Here is a 614-nt window from a genome sequence, read left to right as displayed (position 1 = left end):
GTGCAGTGAGTGAGGTACAGGTTCATGTTAGCAGTGAAGGCTACCAGTCGAACTGCGACTTGAGCTTTCAGGGTATGGAGTTTAGTAATGCCGCGCATGGAGAGCAGCAATATGAAGCGCTTATCCATTATGCTAATAAGCAGCAGGTATCTGACCGACTGCCGCTTATGGTGTCGGAGGTCTTGCTTAGCAATCACTCATCTCAATTTAGCGTAGCATCCAGTGATTCGGCGAAAACCCTGGAAGTATTGCGCTGGTTTGCAAAGGCTGACAAGGCTCTGCATCGAGCCATACAAAAACAGTCTTCTCGTTAGGGTTTGTACTTAAAAATAGTCAATTGCCCTTCAACTCGTTATAATTCCTGCCTTTTGGCAGCTGACGCGTATCTTCCCATGAGCCTTTCGGAAATTATTCTTTTTCGGCCTTTATTTCGAGGTGTGAGTAAACGTATGAGATTAAAACTTACGCCTCTTTTTATCATGTCATGTGTGGTACTGGTGCAAGGCTGTGGCCAAAAGGGTGATCTCTATTTGCCTGTGCACAATCAGTCGGAAGTGGTGGAAAGTCCTGCTTCCGATAAGGCAGAAAAAAAGAAACGAGATACGAGAGCCCCA

General features: G+C 45.9%; 2 protein-coding genes. Both read left to right on the top strand.

The features are described from left to right. Positions 1-314, top strand: a 314-nt coding sequence (locus A3729_RS32515) for a hypothetical protein (protein ID WP_197475660.1), incomplete at its 5' end; no start/stop codon positions are given. A gap of 78 nt (positions 315-392) precedes the next feature. Beyond that, positions 393-614, top strand: a 222-nt coding sequence (locus tag A3729_RS34505; protein ID WP_156497773.1) for a lipoprotein, incomplete at its 3' end; no start/stop codon positions are given.

This window comes from Oleiphilus sp. HI0043, from assembly GCF_001634935.1.
This window is presented reverse-complemented; position numbering and strand designations above follow the sequence as displayed.